The following is a 15,329-nucleotide window of genomic DNA, read 5'->3' on the forward strand; positions in this document are numbered from 1 at the left end:
ATGCCGGGCGGACGCTATGACGCCATAGCATCCGCCTAGGAGAACATCAGGCGATCCTTGATCCGGCGCACGTCGGTATAGTCGCGCAGCCACCAGGGGTCCTGTCCCGGGGCGGCGGGCGGAAACTTCAGCTGCAGCTTGGTGCCGGCGGCCTTGGCCTCCTGCTGGGCGACGCGGAAGTGATAGTGGTCGAACATCCGCAACGCCTCGACCATGTAGGACACCGCGATCCGCCGATCGCGCGCCAGGATCAGATTCTCGCCATTGGTGTCGTCTGCAGCTTTCGAGAAATTGTAGGAGCCGAGATAGACCCGGGCCGTCGGCTTATCGAAGTCGATCACCACGAACTTGTGGTGCATGCGGTTGCCACTGCCGCCCACCGGCTCTGCCTTGAACGGCGCCGGGGTCCTGCCCTTCAGCAGCGCGGTGGGAAACACCGCGGGCGGGTTGCCGTCCGGCTTCTGCACATCGAGCCCACCGACTTTCTTGTCGGAGATGCCGTAGACGAAGCGCTGGTTGTTGTCGCGGACCCGCCCGACGGCGTCGCGGATCACCCCCGGCGTCTGCCAGAGGAAGGCCAGCGAGAACAGCAGGCTCGACTTGGCACCGTCGATATCGGCGGCGATCTTCTTGAGCTGCGCATTGGCGGGCGCATGCGGTGAGAACGTCGCCTTGACGTCGACCCCCGCGATCCCCAGGTCCCGCCACTCCGCCGAGCGGCTGGTGGCAAAACCGGCCTCGGTCCAGAAATCCTCGAACGCCTCGCGAAACACCGTGACCGGCGCCGCGCCGGTGAAGATCATGGCGTTGTTCGACTGCACATAGAAGCCGCGCCAACTGAAATTGGTGGAGCCACCGATGGCCTTCTTCACCTGGGCGCCATCGACCACGATCATCTTGTTGTGCTGCAGCCTGCCCATGTTCTGGCGCTTGACGTTGGCCGCCCCCGCCGAGGCGATGAGAAGATCGGCCGACTGGGTTTCCCCCGAATGCGAGTCCCCGTGGTCGCCCTCATCATCGATGATGATCCGCAGTCGCGGCCCCAGCTGCCGCAGCTTGTCGACAAAGCCCTTCTCGCTGAGGTCGTAGGCGACGACGAATACCTTGGCGCCCGGGTCGGCGATCGCTTCGTCGAGGGTCTCGTAGATCGCGTGGCGCCCTTCGAACCCCATCCAGGTGAGCGCCTCCTCGGTCTTGAGATGGGTCGGCGTGAAGGTCAGCCCGTCATCAGCACTCGCGGGCAGCAGCGTCGAGATCGGCCCATGCTTTTCGTACCGATCGACGAAGGCCTGCGAGGAGACGAAGCCGCGTGTATAGGCAATGTTGATCGCCCCCGGATAGGTCTCTCGCCTGAGCTCAATATCGGCCAGCTGCGGTTCGCCGTAGCTGAGTTGCCCATCGTCCGCCATGAACACCGGCGTGACCATGTAGGTGTACTCGCCCGGAATCTCGGCATTGAAGGGGAAGTGCACCCAACGAAACTTCTGGATCGGCGAGAGCCGTGACGACAGCTTGTTGGGATTGACCGCACCGCCCGGCGCCGGGAAGGCGATCCGGTTATGCACGGCGAGGAAGCGCGTGCCGCCGGGCACCCGGTACTCGATGGCAAAGCCGACAAAATCCTCAGGTGGCTTGCCGTTGCGCCAATTCATGGCCAGCAGCGCCATGCCGTCACCGCGGTGCACCTTCAGCGTAAACAGTGCCGCGGCATTCTTCCCCGTAACCTGAAACTCGCCAGCCATTCCGCTGCTCCCGAAAGCACAAGCGGCGCCTTGCCACCATGGCAGGCACTCACCTCGGACAGAGACATGTGGATCGTAAGTATCGGCAGAGACGCAAACGCTATCACGACCCGGCGACAACGAAAAGCAGTGTCATGTAAGCTTCACACTCCGAATATCGACGCCGACATACGAAGTAACCCTGCGTGAAGTATTGCTTCCGAAAAGGGTCGCAGTGCAGTGCTATGGCGTCATAGCAGCTCAGGGACCGCGGCTAGCCCTGCCTTGGCAGCCCCGTCAGCAGCCGCCCGAGCCTGGCCAGTTCCACGCCGCGCCTCGCCGCGTTGCCGGCGATGATCTCGATCAGAAACCGGCGGCGGCCGACAATATCGGCGATTGACCCGCCAGCCAGCGCAGCAAGCGTGCGATCCCGGCCGGCGTCCTCGTCCAGCACAGCAAGACCGTCCGCCAACCTGAGGCACTCGGCGATCGGCGTTGCGCTCTCCACCCTGGTGCGGTGGTCATGCGCCGCGATCGCCGCCAGCGCCTCGTCCGGCAGGCGCCCCTGCAGCCATCCCGCCGCCAGCACACCGTGCCGGCTCCAGTCGCCGTCGACCGCGAAATAGTCGAGATCGTGCACCAGCCCAACGATCCGCCAGAGCCCCGCATCGGCGCCGAGCTCAACCGCCAGTTGCTGCAGCAGCAGGCCAACGAAACGTGTATGCGCGGCTCTCGGGCTCGCGCCGAGCCGCTCGGCCACCAGTTGCTCCGCCTCGGCGAGGCCGAGCCGGCCGGCGCTCATCCCCGGTGCCCGAACAGCGCGCTGCCGACCCGCACATGCGTCGCGCCCATGGCGATTGCCGTCTCGAAATCGCTGCTCATGCCCATCGACAGCTTCTCGACTCTGGCATCGCGCGCCAGCGATGCCAGGTGGGCGAAATATGGTCCAGCCGGATCGCCCTCGGGCGGGATGCACATCAGCCCGACCACATCGAGGCCATGCAGGTCCTTGCAGCGACCGACAAACGCTGCCGTATCCGACGGCGCGATCCCGGCCTTCTGCTCCTCGAGCCCGATATTGACCTGCACGAACACCGGCAGACGCTTGCCTGCCCGCTTCATTTCCTCGGCGAGGATTCCTGCCAGCTTGTCGCGGTCGAGCGTCTCGATCACGTCGAACAGCGCCACCGCCTCGCGCGCCTTGTTGGTCTGCAGCGGGCCGATCAGGTGCAATTCTATGCCGTCATAGGAAGCCCGTAGCTCAGGCCACTTCTCCTTGGCCTCCTGCACACGGTTCTCGCCGAACACCCTTTGGCCGGCGTCAAGAAACGGCCGGATTGCTGCGGCATCGAAGGTCTTGGAGACGGCGACCAGCTCCACCCGATCCGGCGGCGGGCCGAAGCGCTGATGCGCCCGCTCGATCCGGGCGCGGATGGTTTCGAGACGTTCCGGGGCGTTCTGCATGGCCCTCTCTGTTGACCGGTTAACGGAATTCTGATGAAGGTCCGGTAGCCAAAAACCCCCAATAACGCAACGTAATCTGCGGCTTTAAGGACTTCCCGAAGTGACTGGTAGAACGACCGAGCGCTACAATCCGCGTGTCGAAGAGCCACGCTGGCAGAAGGCCTGGGAGGACGGCAAGTCCTTCGAGGTCAAACACGACGATAGCCGCAAGCCCTACTACGTGCTCGAGATGTTCCCCTACCCCTCGGGGCGCATCCACATGGGGCACGTGCGCAACTATACCATGGGCGACGTGCTGGCGCGCTACATGCGTGCCATGGGCCGCAATGTGCTGCACCCGATGGGCTGGGACGCCTTCGGCCTGCCGGCAGAGAACGCCGCCATGCAGAACAAGGTCCACCCCAAGAGCTGGACCTATGCCAACATCGCCGCGATGCGCAAACAGCTGAAATCGATCGGTCTGGGCATCGACTGGAGCCGCGAGTTCGCCACCTGCGACGTCGAGTACTATTCCAAGCAGCAGAAGCTGTTCCTCGATTTCCTGCGCGAGGGGCTCGTCACCCGCAAGAAATCCAAGGTCAACTGGGACCCGGTCGATATGACCGTGCTGGCCAACGAGCAGGTCGTCGATGGTCGCGGCTGGCGCTCCGGTGCGGTTGTGGAACAGCGTGAACTCAATCAGTGGGCCTTCAAGGTCTCCGATTTTGCCGAAGAGCTGCTCGAAGCGCTCGACACTCTCGACCACTGGCCCGAGAAGGTGCGCGTCATGCAGCGCAATTGGATCGGCAAGTCCGAAGGCCTGCGCCTGCTGTTCGAGCTGACCGAGCAATGGCAGAAGTTCAGCTCGATCGAGGTGTTCACCACCCGTCCGGACACTATCTTCGGCGCCTCCTTCATCGCCATTTCGGCTGATCATCCGCTGGCCACGAGCCTCGCGGACAACCCCGAGGTCGCGGCCTTCATCGCCGAGACGCGCCGCCACGGCACGGCCACCGAGACCATCGACAAGGCGGAAAAGCTCGGCATCTTCACCGGGTTGCACGTGAAGCATCCGGTCAAGCCGGGCGCCACGCTGCCGGTCTACATCGCCAACTTCGTGCTGATGGATTACGGCACCGGCGCCATTTTCGGCTGCCCGGCGCATGACCAGCGCGACCTCGATTTCGCCCGCCGGTACGACCTGCCGGTGCTCCCGGTGGTGCTGCCCGAGGGCGCCGATCCCGCGACTTTCGAAGTCGATTCAGAGGCTTACAACGGCCCTGGGCGCATCTACCACTCCGAGTTCCTCGACGGACTCGAGATCGATGCGGCCAAGAAAGCCATTGCCGCGCACTTTGCCGAGCGCACCGTCGACAACCTGCCGCAGGGCAAGGTCGAGGTGAACTATCGCCTGCGCGACTGGGGCGTGTCGCGCCAGCGCTACTGGGGCTGCCCGATCCCGGTGATCCATTGCGAGAACTGCGGCGCCGTGCCGGTGCCGGACAAGGACCTGCCGGTGGTGCTGCCCGAGGATGTGAGCTTCGACCGCCCCGGCAACCCGCTCGACCATCACCCGACCTGGAAGCACGTCGCCTGCCCGAAATGCGCCGGACCGGCGACGCGCGAAACCGACACCATGGACACCTTCGTCGACAGTTCCTGGTATTTTGCCCGCTTCACCGCACCGCATGCCGACACGCCGACGGTTCCGGGGATCGCCAATACCTGGCTGCCGGTCGACCAGTATATCGGTGGCGTCGAGCACGCGATCCTGCACCTGCTCTATTCGCGCTTCTTTACCCGCGCCATGAAGCAGACCGGCCACGTCAACATCGAGGAACCGTTCAAGGGCCTGTTCACCCAGGGCATGGTGGTGCACGAGACCTACCAGCTCGGCACCGGTCCAAATGGCGAATGGGTTTCGCCGGCCGACATCCGGATCGAGCAGGTTGACGGCGAACGCCTCGCCAGCATGCGGCAGACCGGCGAGCCCGTCACCATCGGCTCCATCGAGAAGATGAGCAAATCCAAGAAGAACGTCGTCGACCCGGACGAGATCGTTTCGACCTACGGCGCGGACACGGCACGCTGGTTCATGCTGTCCGACTCGCCGCCGGAGCGCGACGTGCAGTGGACCGAGGCCGGCATCGAAGGCGCCAGCCGCTTCTTGCAGCGCGTCTGGAAGCTGGTTGGCGACTTCCTCGACCTCGAGGACGACATCGCGACCCGCCTCAAGGGTGATAGCGACGCTGGCGTGCTGGAGCTCCGCAAGGTGGTGCACCGCGCCGTTGCCAATGTCGGCGGCGAGATCGAAGGCCTGCGCTTCAACCGCGCCGTCGCTCAGATCTATGAGCTGTCGAACGCCATCGCCAAGTTCTCGCAGTCGGTGACCGCAAGCGTCTCCCCGGCGCAGCGTGACGCTTTCCGCGAAGCAGTGGAGCGTCTGGTGCAGCTCGTCGCCCCGATGATGCCGCATCTCGCCGAAACCTGCTGGGCCACGCTCGGCAAGACCGGGCTCGTGGTCGACGCCCCCTGGCCGGTGGCCGACCAGTCATTGCTGGTGGACAGCACTGTCGTGCTGCCGGTGCAGGTCAACGGCAAGCGCCGCGGCGAGATCACCGTGCCGGTCGGCGCCCCCAAGGAGCTGGTCGAGAAAGAGGTCTTGTCTCTCGAAGCGGTTGCCCGCATGCTGGAAGGCAAGCCGCCCAAGAAGCTGGTGATCGTCCCCGACAGGATCGTCAATGTGGTTGTCTAAACCATTGTTTAGAAATGTCTTTGTCGCGCTAAGCCTGCTCGGCGCGACGGCTTTGGCCGGCTGCACCGGCCTAACCCCGGTCTATGGCGAACGCGGCATCGGCACCGAGCGGCATCCGCTGAACTATGCCAAGCCGAACAGCCGGGCCGAGCAGATCATCTATCAGGAGCTCGCGCTCCGTTTCGGCAAAGCCGCGGACGCCTCGAGCCCGTCCGTTCGGATCACCACCTGGAACGCTGGCCGCAAGCTCACCCGCTCCAGCGTGGTTCGTCCGTCCGAACAGCGGGAAATGGTGGTCACCGCGCAGATCGAGCTGATCGGCACGGATGGCTCGGTCATCCTCTCGACCAGCCGCTCGGCTGCCGCGCTCTACACCACGGACAGCCAGGGGCTTGCCGCCAGCGAGGCCGAGCGTGAAGCCGTCGAACGCGCGGCGCGCGAGCTGGCCGAGACGGTTCGGCTGACCCTGCTCGGCGCCCTCGCCCAATCGGCCAGCTGATGGGGGCGCTGAAGGCGCACGAGGTTTCCCGCTTCGTCGATCGCCCCGATCTCGAAGCCGGTATCATCCTCGCCTACGGCCCGGATACCGGCCTCGTGCGCGAAACCGGCCAACGTCTTGCTCGACGCTACGCCGGCAACGACGCCGACAGCATGAACCTGGTGGTGCTGGATGGCGCCGAGCTCGATGCCGATCCGTCACGTCTCGCCGTCGAGGCCAAGACCACTTCGCTGTTCGGCGACCGCCGGGTGATTCGGGTCCGTGGTGCCGGCAAGTCGCTGGTCATGCCGCTCACCGAGCTGCGCGACGATCCGGGCTCCATCATCATCCTCGAGGCCGGCAACCTCACCCCCAAGGACCCGCTGCGCGCCCTGGTCGAGGCGGCAAAGCTCGGCCGCGCCCTGCCCTGCTACCCTGACAACGATGAATCGCTCGGGCGCCTGATATCCGAGACCTTCTCCAAGGCCGGCATCCGCGCCGACCAGGACACCGTCGCGGCGATCCGCGACAGCCTCGGCAACGATCGCGAGATCACGCGTCGTGAGCTGGAAAAGCTGGTGCTGTTCGCCGCCGATACGAAGCTGCTCACCCGCGAGGACGTGCTGACGCTCTGCGCCGACAATGCCGCACTGGTGCTCGACGAGGTCGTCGACGCCACCGGCACCGGCCATGCCGCCAACCTCGATACGGCGCTCGAACGCGCCATCGCCCAGAGTGTCAACTCCCAGCAGATCCTCGCCAGCGCCCTTAGCCATTTTACCACGCTGCGCCGCTGGCGGGTCGAGGTCGATGGCGGCAAGTCCCCGGCCGCCGTGCTCGACAGCGCCCGCCCCAAGCCGCACTTCTCCCGTCGCTCCGCCATCGAGCGCCAGCTGCGGCTGTGGACTGACGACGCGCTGAGCGCCGCGCTCGATCGCCTGCAGCTCGCCGTCGCCGATAGCCGCAAGCGCTACGGCCTCGCCGACACCCTCAGCCGCCGCGCCCTCCTCGCCATTTGTACAATGGCTGCAGAGCGTTAGCCCCAAAGTTCCACGTGAAACACTTGTGAGAGGCCCGCAGGGCGAAATCGCTCCAGTGGAGCGTTTCAACGAACAAGGCCATGAGAGCTACGCTCGAATGGCAAGCGGAACGAGCACGAAAGGGGAAAGCTCCGGCCTCTCCCGTCAAACGGGTGAGGGGAACCGCAGAGGGCTGCAACAGGAGGCGCCGGTGGGTGGGTCGCCCCCTCCGCCGCTTCGCAGGGGAGGATCACGGAGAATCCGGTGCCACGCTCCACGTGAAACACTTGGCCAGGCCTAAACCCCGTACCCGGTCAGCTTCATACAAATCCCGTCGAGCTGTTCCAGCGTCCGGTAGCGGATTTCCAGCCGGCCGCCCTGGTCCTTGTGGTCGATCGCCACATGCAGCCCCAGCACGTCCGATAGCCGCTTCTCGAGCGCTGCCGTATCGGCATCCTTCTGCTCCGGCGCTGCCGGCTTCTTCTTCGGCGCGTTGATCTCGCGCTGCGTCAGGGCCTCGGCTTCACGCACCGATAGCCCACCGCCGACGATGCGCTTCGCCAGCGCCACCGGATCTTCTGCAGTGATCAGCGTACGAGCATGGCCGGCCGTCAGTTCGCCGCTCGCCAGCATGCCGCGGACATCGTCGGGCAGCTTCAGCAGTCGCAACGTATTGGCGACATGCGAGCGGGATTTGCCGATCACCTGCGCCAGGTCGTTCTGGGTGTATTCGAACTGCTCGATCAGCTGGCCGTAACCCATTGCTTCTTCGAGCGGATTGAGGTCGACACGCTGTACGTTCTCGATAATCGCGAGTTCGAGCGCTTCCTTGTCGTCGACGTCGCGGATGATCACCGGCACATCGTTCAGCCCGGCTCGCTGCGAGGCGCGCCAGCGTCGCTCGCCGGCGATGATCTCGAACTGGTTCGGATCATTGGTCGGCCGCACCAGAAGGGGCTGCATCACACCCTTCTCGCGGATCGAGCTGGTCAGCTCTTCCAGTTGATCCGGGTCGAAGTCGCGCCGCGGGTTGGCGCGGTTGGCGATCAGGAAGTCGACCGGCAGGCGTTTGGAGCTGCTGCCATCGGCCAGCCGCGCTCCCTCCATCGTCGCCATGTCGCCGATCAGCGCCGCGAGGCCACGCCCGAGCCGTGATGGTTTCTCGTTCATTCCAACTTCCTTATGCGGCCATGAGCTGGCGCTCACGCCGGATCACTTCGGTAGCAAGGCGCAGATAGGCCTGGCTGCCGGCACATTTCAGGTCATAGAGCAGGGCGGGCTTCCCATAGGACGGCGCTTCCGACAGCCGTACATTGCGCGGTATCACGGTGTCGTAGACCAATGAGCCCATCTCCGAGCGCACGTCCGTCAGCACCTGCTCGCTGAGGTTGTTGCGCCGATCGAACATCGTCATCACAACGCCTTGTATTGATAGTCGCGGGTTCAGCGTCGAACGGATTTGCTCAATGGTTTGAAGCAGTTGGCTAAGACCCTCGAGGGCGAAGAACTCGCACTGCAAGGGCACCAGCACGGCATCGGCGGCAACCAGCGCATTGATCGTCAAGAGGTTCAGCGACGGCGGGCAGTCGATCAACACATAGCTGACGGCCTGGCCGTTGATGGTGAGATCGCTCATCGCGCGGAAGGCATCGCGCAGACGAAAGGCGCGATCGGCCTGCTGCGCAATGGTCAACTCCACCCCGAGCAGGTCGAGGGTGGAGGGCACGATCGCCACATTCGGCACGCTGGTCATCACCGCCGCCGACGCCACCTTGGCGTCGCCCATCAACAGATCGTAGCTCGAGACATCGCGATCGATGCGCGAAATGCCGAGTCCCGTCGAGGCGTTGCCCTGTGGGTCGAGATCGACGATCAGCACGCGCTCGCCGATGGCCGCGAGCGCCGTAGCCAGGTTGATGGCGGTAGTGGTCTTGCCGACCCCACCCTTCTGGTTGGCCAGGGTCAGGATTCGAGGAGCCAAGGCACGGCCTCCGAGCGTTTCCGCTAACGAGTTGATTTCCGTCGCAAATTGCTGATCTCCAGCAATACGCCAGCCTCGTCGGTGGCGCTCTTGATCATTACCACGTCGAAGTCCCACGCCAAACGACTTTCCTCGACCTCCACAGCATGATCCTTGCCCTTGTGCAGGATCGCGCGGGTTTCCGGCCCAAAGAAGGGGTGGATAAGTTCCAGCAGCAACGGCAGGGCCGCGAGCGCCCGGGAGGTGATGACATCGAACCCGGCGTGGTCGGCGAGTGTTTCACGTGAATCAAAGCTGTCGGTCCGACCGGCATGCACGACTGCCGCAAGGCCGAGTTCCCGGATGGCCTGCCTGAGGAACGCAACCTTCTTGCCGATCGGTTCGACCAGCGTGAACCGCGCCGGTCCACCCTTCAGGGCTATCGCCAGCGGCAGGGCTGGCAGGCCGCCACCCGAACCAACGTCCAGGAAAAGCTCGTCAGCCGGACGCAGCAGCGGCAGAATCTGCAGCGAATCGACGATGTGCCGCGACCACAGGGCATTCTCTGTTTCACGTGAAACAAGATTCTGCACCGCGTTCCATTTCTTCAGCAGCGCAGCAAACGATTCCAGGTCCCGACGCACAGCGGCTTCGGGGCGAGCAAACGCACCGGAATAGGGCGCAAGATCGTCCATCAACTCGCCTGGCGCAGACTGCCGCGCCGGACCACTGACAGAATCAGGGTGATCGCCGCAGGCGTGACACCATCAATCGCCTGCGCTTGGGCAATCGTTGCCGGCCGCTGCTGCCCGAGCTTCTGCCGCATCTCCATCGAAAGCCCCGGCAGCGCCGAGTAGTCCAGCCAATCCGGGATCTCGCGGCTTTCGTCGCGCTTCACTGCTGCGATATCGGCCTCCTGGCGCTGCAGGTAGACGGCATACTGGGCATCGACCGTCAGCTGGTCGAGAATCTCAGGCGCGATCTCGGCGATCTCCGGCCATAGTGGTACGAGATTGGACGCCTCGACATTGGGATAGGACAGCAACTCGAAGGCGCTGCGCTCGTGCCCGTCGGCGTTCACCGCCAGGCCGGACTTGCGCGCCGCCGTCGGACTTGTCCGCAGTCGATCAAGCGTCGCCCGTCCCGCGGAGAGGGCCGCGGAGCGCGCTTCAAAGTGCTGTTGCCGCTCTTCGCCGACGAGGCCAACAGCCGCAGCGATCCGGGTCAAGCGCTGGTCGGCATTGTCACTGCGCAGGTGCAACCGGAACTCGGCCCGTGAGGTGAACATCCGATACGGTTCGCTGACCCCGCGCGTCACCAGGTCATCGACCATCACGCCGAGATAGCTTTCGGTCCGCGACAGCTGGAACGTGCCGGCACCCCGGGCCGACAGGCCGGCGTTGGCGCCGGCGAACAGCCCCTGCGCTGCCGCCTCCTCATAGCCGGTCGTGCCATTGATCTGCCCCGCCAGATAGAGCCCCGGCAGACGTCGCAGCTCCAGCGTCGGACGCAGTTCGCGCGGATCGACATAGTCGTACTCGATCGCGTAGCCCGGGCGGATAATCCGCACACTCTCGAGGCCCGGCATCGACTTGAGGAACGTCTCCTGCACTTCGGCGGGCAGCGAGGTCGACAACCCATTCGGATAGATCGTGTTGTCATCGAGCCCCTCGGGCTCGAGGAAGATCTGGTGGCTGTCGCGGTCGGCGAAGCGGACCACCTTGTCCTCGATCGACGGACAATAGCGTGGGCCGCGGCTCTTGATCCGGCCAGAATACATCGCCGAGCGGTGCAGGTTGTCCGAGATGATCCGATGTGTCTCGGCCGTTGTACGGGTGATATAGCAGCTGATCTGCGGCGTGGTGATTGCCGTTGTCAGAGCCGAGAACGGCTCCGGCGGATCATCGCCGCGCTGCTCCTCGAGCCCCGAGAAGTCGATCGAAGTGGCGTCGAGCCGCGCTGGTGTTCCGGTCTTGAGCCGTCCGAGGTACAACCCCAGGGCCTCTAGCCGCGTCGACAGGCCGAGCACCGGCTTCTCGCCCACCCGACCCGCCGGCACCGTTTCTTCGCCGCGATGGATCAGGCCACGCAGGAACGTCCCCGTGGTCAGCACCACCGCCTTCGCCGCGAAGCGGCGGCCGTCCAGCAACACTGCCCCGGCGATGCGCCCATCGGTGACGATCAGGTCATCGACCTCGCCTTCGATGACCGTAAGGTTGGGCTGGGCGAGAATCGCCGCCTGCATGGCCTGCCGGTAAAGCTTGCGATCCGCCTGGGCCCGGGGACCACGGACGGCGGCGCCCTTCCTTCGGTTCAGCACCCGGAACTGGATGCCGGCCGCATCGGCGACCCGTCCCATCAGCCCATCCATGGCGTCGATCTCACGCACCAGGTGGCCCTTGCCGAGCCCGCCGATCGCCGGATTGCAGCTCATTTCACCAATGGTCGCGAACTTGTGGGTGATCAGCACCGTGGGCACCCCGAGTCGCGCCGCGGCGGCAGCCGCCTCGCTACCCGCGTGTCCACCACCAACAACAATGACGCCGAAGTCGCTCATTTCAGGAAATCCTCTGGAGCGGCGGTCCAGAGCGCGTTCAGGAAAAGTCGCGGACTTTTCCAGTTCGAACGCGCGACGAACCAAGGTAGCTGGAGCAGCGCGCCGTTTTCAATGAAACGGTGAGGTGCTCTAGTCCAATGTTTCACGTGAATCAACGTCCGAGGGTGCTCGGGGATGTTCCACGTGAATCACTTACCGATACAGAAGGCACTGAACAGTCGGTCCAACACTGATTCCGCATCCATTCGGCCGAGCAGGCGTTCGAGCGCAAAGGAAGCTTGTCGCAGGTCTTCAGCCGCGAGCTCCGAACTGTCGAGATGGCCCGCCACCTGGCCAAGGCTGGCTACTGCTGCCTGTAACGCCTCGCGATCCCGTTCATGGCTGACCAGCAACTCCGACGCCTGAACCGATCCTGCTCCCGAGGCCTCGTAGAGGTGGTCGAGCAAGGCATCAATGCCTGCACCGGTACTGACGGACACGGCAAGGTCGGCGCCCGTCACCGCGCCGAGATCGCTTTTCGTCGCGATGATTGCCATCGGCGGCTTACGGCCTGGCTCCCCGCCGAGTTCCGGCGCATCTACTCCGTCGACGTCGACGTCCGGAGCCCGCAACCACAACACCTTGTCGGCATTGAGCATGGCCTGCCTGGCTCTTTCGACCCCGATCGCTTCCGCCTTTGATGTTGTGTCGCGGATCCCGGCGCTGTCCACCAGGATGATCAATTGCCCCTTGATGTCGAGCGGTACTTCCTTGAGGTCGCGCGTCGTACCCGGCTCGTCAGAAACAATCGCCGCGTCGGAACGCGAGAGAGCGTTGAGCAGGCTAGACTTTCCGGCATTCGGGGGCCCCGCCAGCACGACCCGGAAACCACTGCGGAGGATCCGGCCCTGACCGCGGGTGGCGAGCACGCCGCCGATGGCATCCCGCAGGGCCTCGACCTCGGCCCCAAAGCTCGGCGGCAGCGCGCCGACGTCCCCCTCGTCGGAGAAGTCGATCTGCGCTTCGATCTCGGCCCTGAGGTCCAGCAGCTGTTCGCGCCAGCCTTCGACCTGGCGCGTCAGCCCGCCCTCGAGGCGTGCATAGGCCAGGGCGCGCTGGTTCTCCGTCTCGGCTTCAATCAGATCGCCGAGGCCCTGGGCCTCGACCAGGTCGAGCTTGCCGTTCTCGAAGGCGCGCCTGGTGAACTCGCCAGCCTCTGCAAGCCTGATACCTGGTTGTGAACTGAGCTTGCGGAGCAGGGCCCGCACCACGGCCGGTGAGCCATGCACCTGCAACTCGGCGCAGTCCTCTCCGGTAAAGCTATGCGGCCGCGGCATCCAGGCCACCAGTCCGCGATCCAGTGTCTCACCGCCAATCCGGATATCAGCCAGCTTCAGCTGCCGCGGCGCAGGCAGGGTGCCGAGCATATCGCTCAGCACACCACCGGCCATGGGACCGGACAGCCGAATGACCGCCACTCCAGAGGGAACGGCGCCGGAGGAGAGGGCGACGATGGTGTCGTCGTCGCGCATCCGAGCTCAGGCTTAGGTGTTCATCGAGTCGAAGAAATCGGAGTTCGTCTTGGTCTGACGGATCTTGTCCATCAGGAACTCCATCGCGTCGACCGTGCCCATCGGGTTGAGGATGCGGCGCAGCACATACATCTTGCGCAGGATATCCGGCTCGACCAGCAGCTCTTCCTTGCGGGTGCCGGACTTGGTGACATCCATCGCCGGGAACACGCGCTTGTCCGACACCTTGCGGTCGAGGACGATTTCCGAGTTACCCGTGCCCTTGAACTCTTCGAAGATCACTTCGTCCATGCGCGAACCGGTATCGATCAGCGCCGTCGAAATGATGGTCAGCGAGCCGCCATCCTCGATATTGCGGGCGGCGCCGAAGAAGCGCTTGGGGCGCTGCAGCGCATTGGCGTCCACACCGCCGGTGAGCACCTTGCCCGAGCTCGGCACCACCGTGTTGTAGGCGCGGCCGAGGCGCGTGATCGAATCGAGCAGGATCACCACGTCGCGCTTATGCTCGACGAGGCGCTTGGCCTTCTCGATCACCATTTCGGCGACCTGGACGTGGCGGGACGCCGGCTCGTCGAAGGTCGAGGAGATCACCTCGCCCTTCACCGAACGCTGCATGTCGGTGACTTCCTCAGGGCGCTCGTCGATGAGCAGCACGATGAGGTAGCACTCGGGGTGATTGATGGCGATCGATTGTGCAATATTCTGCAACAATACGGTCTTACCAGTACGCGGCGGCGCAACGATTAGCGCGCGCTGGCCTTTGCCGAGCGGCGCCACCAGATCCATGATCCGGGCGCTCTTGTCCTTGACCGTCGGGTCGGGCAGCTCGAGACGGAGACGTTCATCCGGGTAGAGCGGCGTCAGGTTGTCGAAGTTGATCTTGTGGCGGACCTTCTCGGGGTCCTCGAAGTTGATGGTGTTGACCTTGAGCAGCGCGAAGTAGCGCTCGCCTTCCTTGGGAGACCGGATCTGGCCTTCAACCGTGTCGCCGGTCCTTAGCGAGAAGCGCCGGATCTGCGACGGGGAGACATAGATATCGTCGGGACCGGGCAGGTAGTTCGCGTCCGGTGAGCGCAGGAACCCAAAGCCATCCGGCAGGACTTCCACCACGCCTTCGCCGGTGATGTCGACTTCACGCGCCGCCAGCTCCTTGAGGATGGCGAACATCAGTTCTTGCTTACGCATCGTCGAGGCGTTCTCGACTTCGTAAGTCTCGGCGAATTCAAGCAACTCGGCAGGCGTTTTGGCCTTGAGCTCGCTGAGCTTCATATTTTCCATTGCGCGGAAGACCCTTGGGCAATCGTAAGTGGCGGGGATGTACGGAGAGGGGGGTTCGCCCGGAAAGCGCCGGGGAGGCGCCCATCGATCAGGCAGTGCGCTTCAGATAGCTAAAACCTTCGCCACATTCAAGCGGAATGCGGATTCACGTGGAACAACGGCTGCTCACGGTCGCGCCTCAGAACGGCTTCACCACGACCGAGACCACGATGACGATGGCGATGACGAACGGCACCTCGTTGTTCATGCGGAAGAACTTCGCCGGCCGGGTGTTCCGGTCATTGGCGAAGTCGCGCAGCACCCGGCCATAAAAGCCGTGAATGCCGCTCAACAGGATCACCATCACCGCCTTGAGCCACATCCAGCCCTGGGAAAAATCGACGATGCCGAAGCCGAAGGCCAGCCACAGCCCGAACACCCAGGTGGCGATCATCGCCGGCGTGGTGATGCCGCGATAGAGCCGGCGCTCCATCACCTTGAACGTCTCCGACTGCACCGAGCCCTTCTCGGCGTCCGCGTGATAGACGAACAGCCGTGGCAGATAGAGCATTCCCGCCATCCAGGCGATGACCGACAGGATATGCAGCGCCTTGACCCATTCCATCGC

Annotated in this window: 13 protein-coding genes; 3 read left to right on the forward strand and 10 right to left on the reverse strand. The window is 64.3% G+C overall.

What is annotated here, in order from left to right:
• Positions 1-35 precede the first annotated feature (35 nt).
• The 3 genes from AC1ROK_RS01815 to AC1ROK_RS01825 all read right to left on the reverse strand — a co-directional run bounded on the left by AC1ROK_RS01815 (position 36) and on the right by AC1ROK_RS01825 (position 3,185).
• Complete coding sequence (locus tag AC1ROK_RS01815) at positions 36-1,742, reverse strand: phospholipase D-like domain-containing protein (protein ID WP_492843244.1); 1,707 nt, start codon at positions 1,740-1,742, stop codon at positions 36-38.
• A 253-nt stretch (positions 1,743-1,995) separates the two neighbouring features.
• Positions 1,996-2,523 carry an HD domain-containing protein gene (locus AC1ROK_RS01820; RefSeq protein ID WP_492843246.1) on the reverse strand — a complete coding sequence of 176 codons (528 nt, stop codon included), beginning with the start codon at positions 2,521-2,523 and terminating at the stop codon, positions 1,996-1,998.
• The gene (locus AC1ROK_RS01825; protein ID WP_492843248.1) at positions 2,520-3,185 is read right to left on the reverse strand and encodes a YggS family pyridoxal phosphate-dependent enzyme; all 666 of its coding nucleotides are present in this window, start codon (positions 3,183-3,185) and stop codon (positions 2,520-2,522) included. The genes AC1ROK_RS01820 and AC1ROK_RS01825 overlap by 4 nt, the downstream gene beginning before the upstream one ends.
• Before the next feature lie 100 nt (positions 3,186-3,285).
• On the opposite strand from AC1ROK_RS01825, the gene leuS reads away from it, so the two are divergent.
• Genes leuS through holA form a run of 3 tightly spaced genes read left to right on the forward strand, consistent with a single transcriptional unit; the run spans position 3,286 to position 7,437 of the window.
• Positions 3,286-5,919, forward strand: coding sequence for a leucine--tRNA ligase (gene leuS, locus AC1ROK_RS01830; protein WP_492843250.1), 2,634 nt, complete (start codon positions 3,286-3,288; stop codon positions 5,917-5,919).
• Positions 5,920-5,923: 4 nt separating this feature from the next.
• A complete protein-coding gene (gene lptE, locus AC1ROK_RS01835) occupies positions 5,924-6,418 on the forward strand; it encodes an LPS assembly lipoprotein LptE (protein WP_492843252.1) in 495 nt (164 codons plus the stop codon).
• Positions 6,418-7,437, forward strand: a complete 1,020-nt coding sequence (holA, locus tag AC1ROK_RS01840) for a DNA polymerase III subunit delta (RefSeq protein WP_492843254.1) — start codon at positions 6,418-6,420, stop codon at positions 7,435-7,437. Before lptE ends, holA begins: the two co-directional genes overlap by 1 nt.
• Positions 7,438-7,713: 276 nt before the next feature.
• Here holA and AC1ROK_RS01845 read toward each other — a convergent pair whose 3' ends face one another.
• The 7 genes from AC1ROK_RS01845 to hemJ all read right to left on the reverse strand — a co-directional run bounded on the left by AC1ROK_RS01845 (position 7,714) and on the right by hemJ (position 15,326).
• Positions 7,714-8,586, reverse strand: coding sequence for a ParB/RepB/Spo0J family partition protein (locus tag AC1ROK_RS01845; RefSeq protein ID WP_492843256.1), 873 nt, complete (start codon positions 8,584-8,586; stop codon positions 7,714-7,716).
• Positions 8,587-8,596: 10 nt separating this feature from the next.
• Positions 8,597-9,397, reverse strand: coding sequence for a ParA family protein (locus AC1ROK_RS01850; protein WP_492843258.1), 801 nt, complete (start codon positions 9,395-9,397; stop codon positions 8,597-8,599).
• A gap of 23 nt (positions 9,398-9,420) precedes the next feature.
• A complete protein-coding gene (rsmG, locus tag AC1ROK_RS01855) occupies positions 9,421-10,071 on the reverse strand; it encodes a 16S rRNA (guanine(527)-N(7))-methyltransferase RsmG (protein ID WP_492843260.1) in 651 nt (216 codons plus the stop codon).
• A complete protein-coding gene (gene mnmG, locus AC1ROK_RS01860; protein ID WP_492843262.1) occupies positions 10,071-11,933 on the reverse strand; it encodes a tRNA uridine-5-carboxymethylaminomethyl(34) synthesis enzyme MnmG in 1,863 nt (620 codons plus the stop codon). Before mnmG ends, rsmG begins: the two co-directional genes overlap by 1 nt.
• 188 nt (positions 11,934-12,121) lie before the next feature.
• Positions 12,122-13,444 carry a tRNA uridine-5-carboxymethylaminomethyl(34) synthesis GTPase MnmE gene (gene mnmE / locus AC1ROK_RS01865; protein ID WP_492843264.1) on the reverse strand — a complete coding sequence of 441 codons (1,323 nt, stop codon included), beginning with the start codon at positions 13,442-13,444 and terminating at the stop codon, positions 12,122-12,124.
• A gap of 12 nt (positions 13,445-13,456) precedes the next feature.
• Positions 13,457-14,722, reverse strand: a complete 1,266-nt coding sequence (gene rho / locus AC1ROK_RS01870) for a transcription termination factor Rho (protein ID WP_055047046.1) — start codon at positions 14,720-14,722, stop codon at positions 13,457-13,459.
• A 178-nt stretch (positions 14,723-14,900) separates the two neighbouring features.
• Positions 14,901-15,326 (reverse strand): protoporphyrinogen oxidase HemJ, encoded by a 426-nt coding sequence (gene hemJ, locus AC1ROK_RS01875; protein WP_492843266.1) that lies wholly within the window; start codon positions 15,324-15,326, stop codon positions 14,901-14,903.
• Between the last annotated feature and the right edge of the window lie 3 nt (positions 15,327-15,329).

This window comes from Devosia sp. GW821-FHT12F11 (assembly GCF_058806655.1).

Coding starts and splice junctions, on each gene's coding strand:
- AC1ROK_RS01815 (WP_492843244.1), bottom strand. CDS start 1,742: ATGGCTGGCGAGTTTCAGGTTACGGGGAAGAATGCCGCGGCACTGTTT.
- AC1ROK_RS01820 (WP_492843246.1), bottom strand. CDS start 2,523: ATGAGCGCCGGCCGGCTCGGCCTCGCCGAGGCGGAGCAACTGGTGGCC.
- AC1ROK_RS01825 (WP_492843248.1), bottom strand. CDS start 3,185: ATGCAGAACGCCCCGGAACGTCTCGAAACCATCCGCGCCCGGATCGAG.
- holA (WP_492843254.1), top strand. CDS start 6,418: ATGGGGGCGCTGAAGGCGCACGAGGTTTCCCGCTTCGTCGATCGCCCC.
- AC1ROK_RS01845 (WP_492843256.1), bottom strand. CDS start 8,586: ATGAACGAGAAACCATCACGGCTCGGGCGTGGCCTCGCGGCGCTGATC.
- rsmG (WP_492843260.1), bottom strand. CDS start 10,071: ATGGACGATCTTGCGCCCTATTCCGGTGCGTTTGCTCGCCCCGAAGCC.
- mnmG (WP_492843262.1), bottom strand. CDS start 11,933: ATGAGCGACTTCGGCGTCATTGTTGTTGGTGGTGGACACGCGGGTAGC.
- mnmE (WP_492843264.1), bottom strand. CDS start 13,444: ATGCGCGACGACGACACCATCGTCGCCCTCTCCTCCGGCGCCGTTCCC.
- rho (WP_055047046.1), bottom strand. CDS start 14,722: ATGGAAAATATGAAGCTCAGCGAGCTCAAGGCCAAAACGCCTGCCGAG.
- hemJ (WP_492843266.1), bottom strand. CDS start 15,326: ATGGAATGGGTCAAGGCGCTGCATATCCTGTCGGTCATCGCCTGGATG.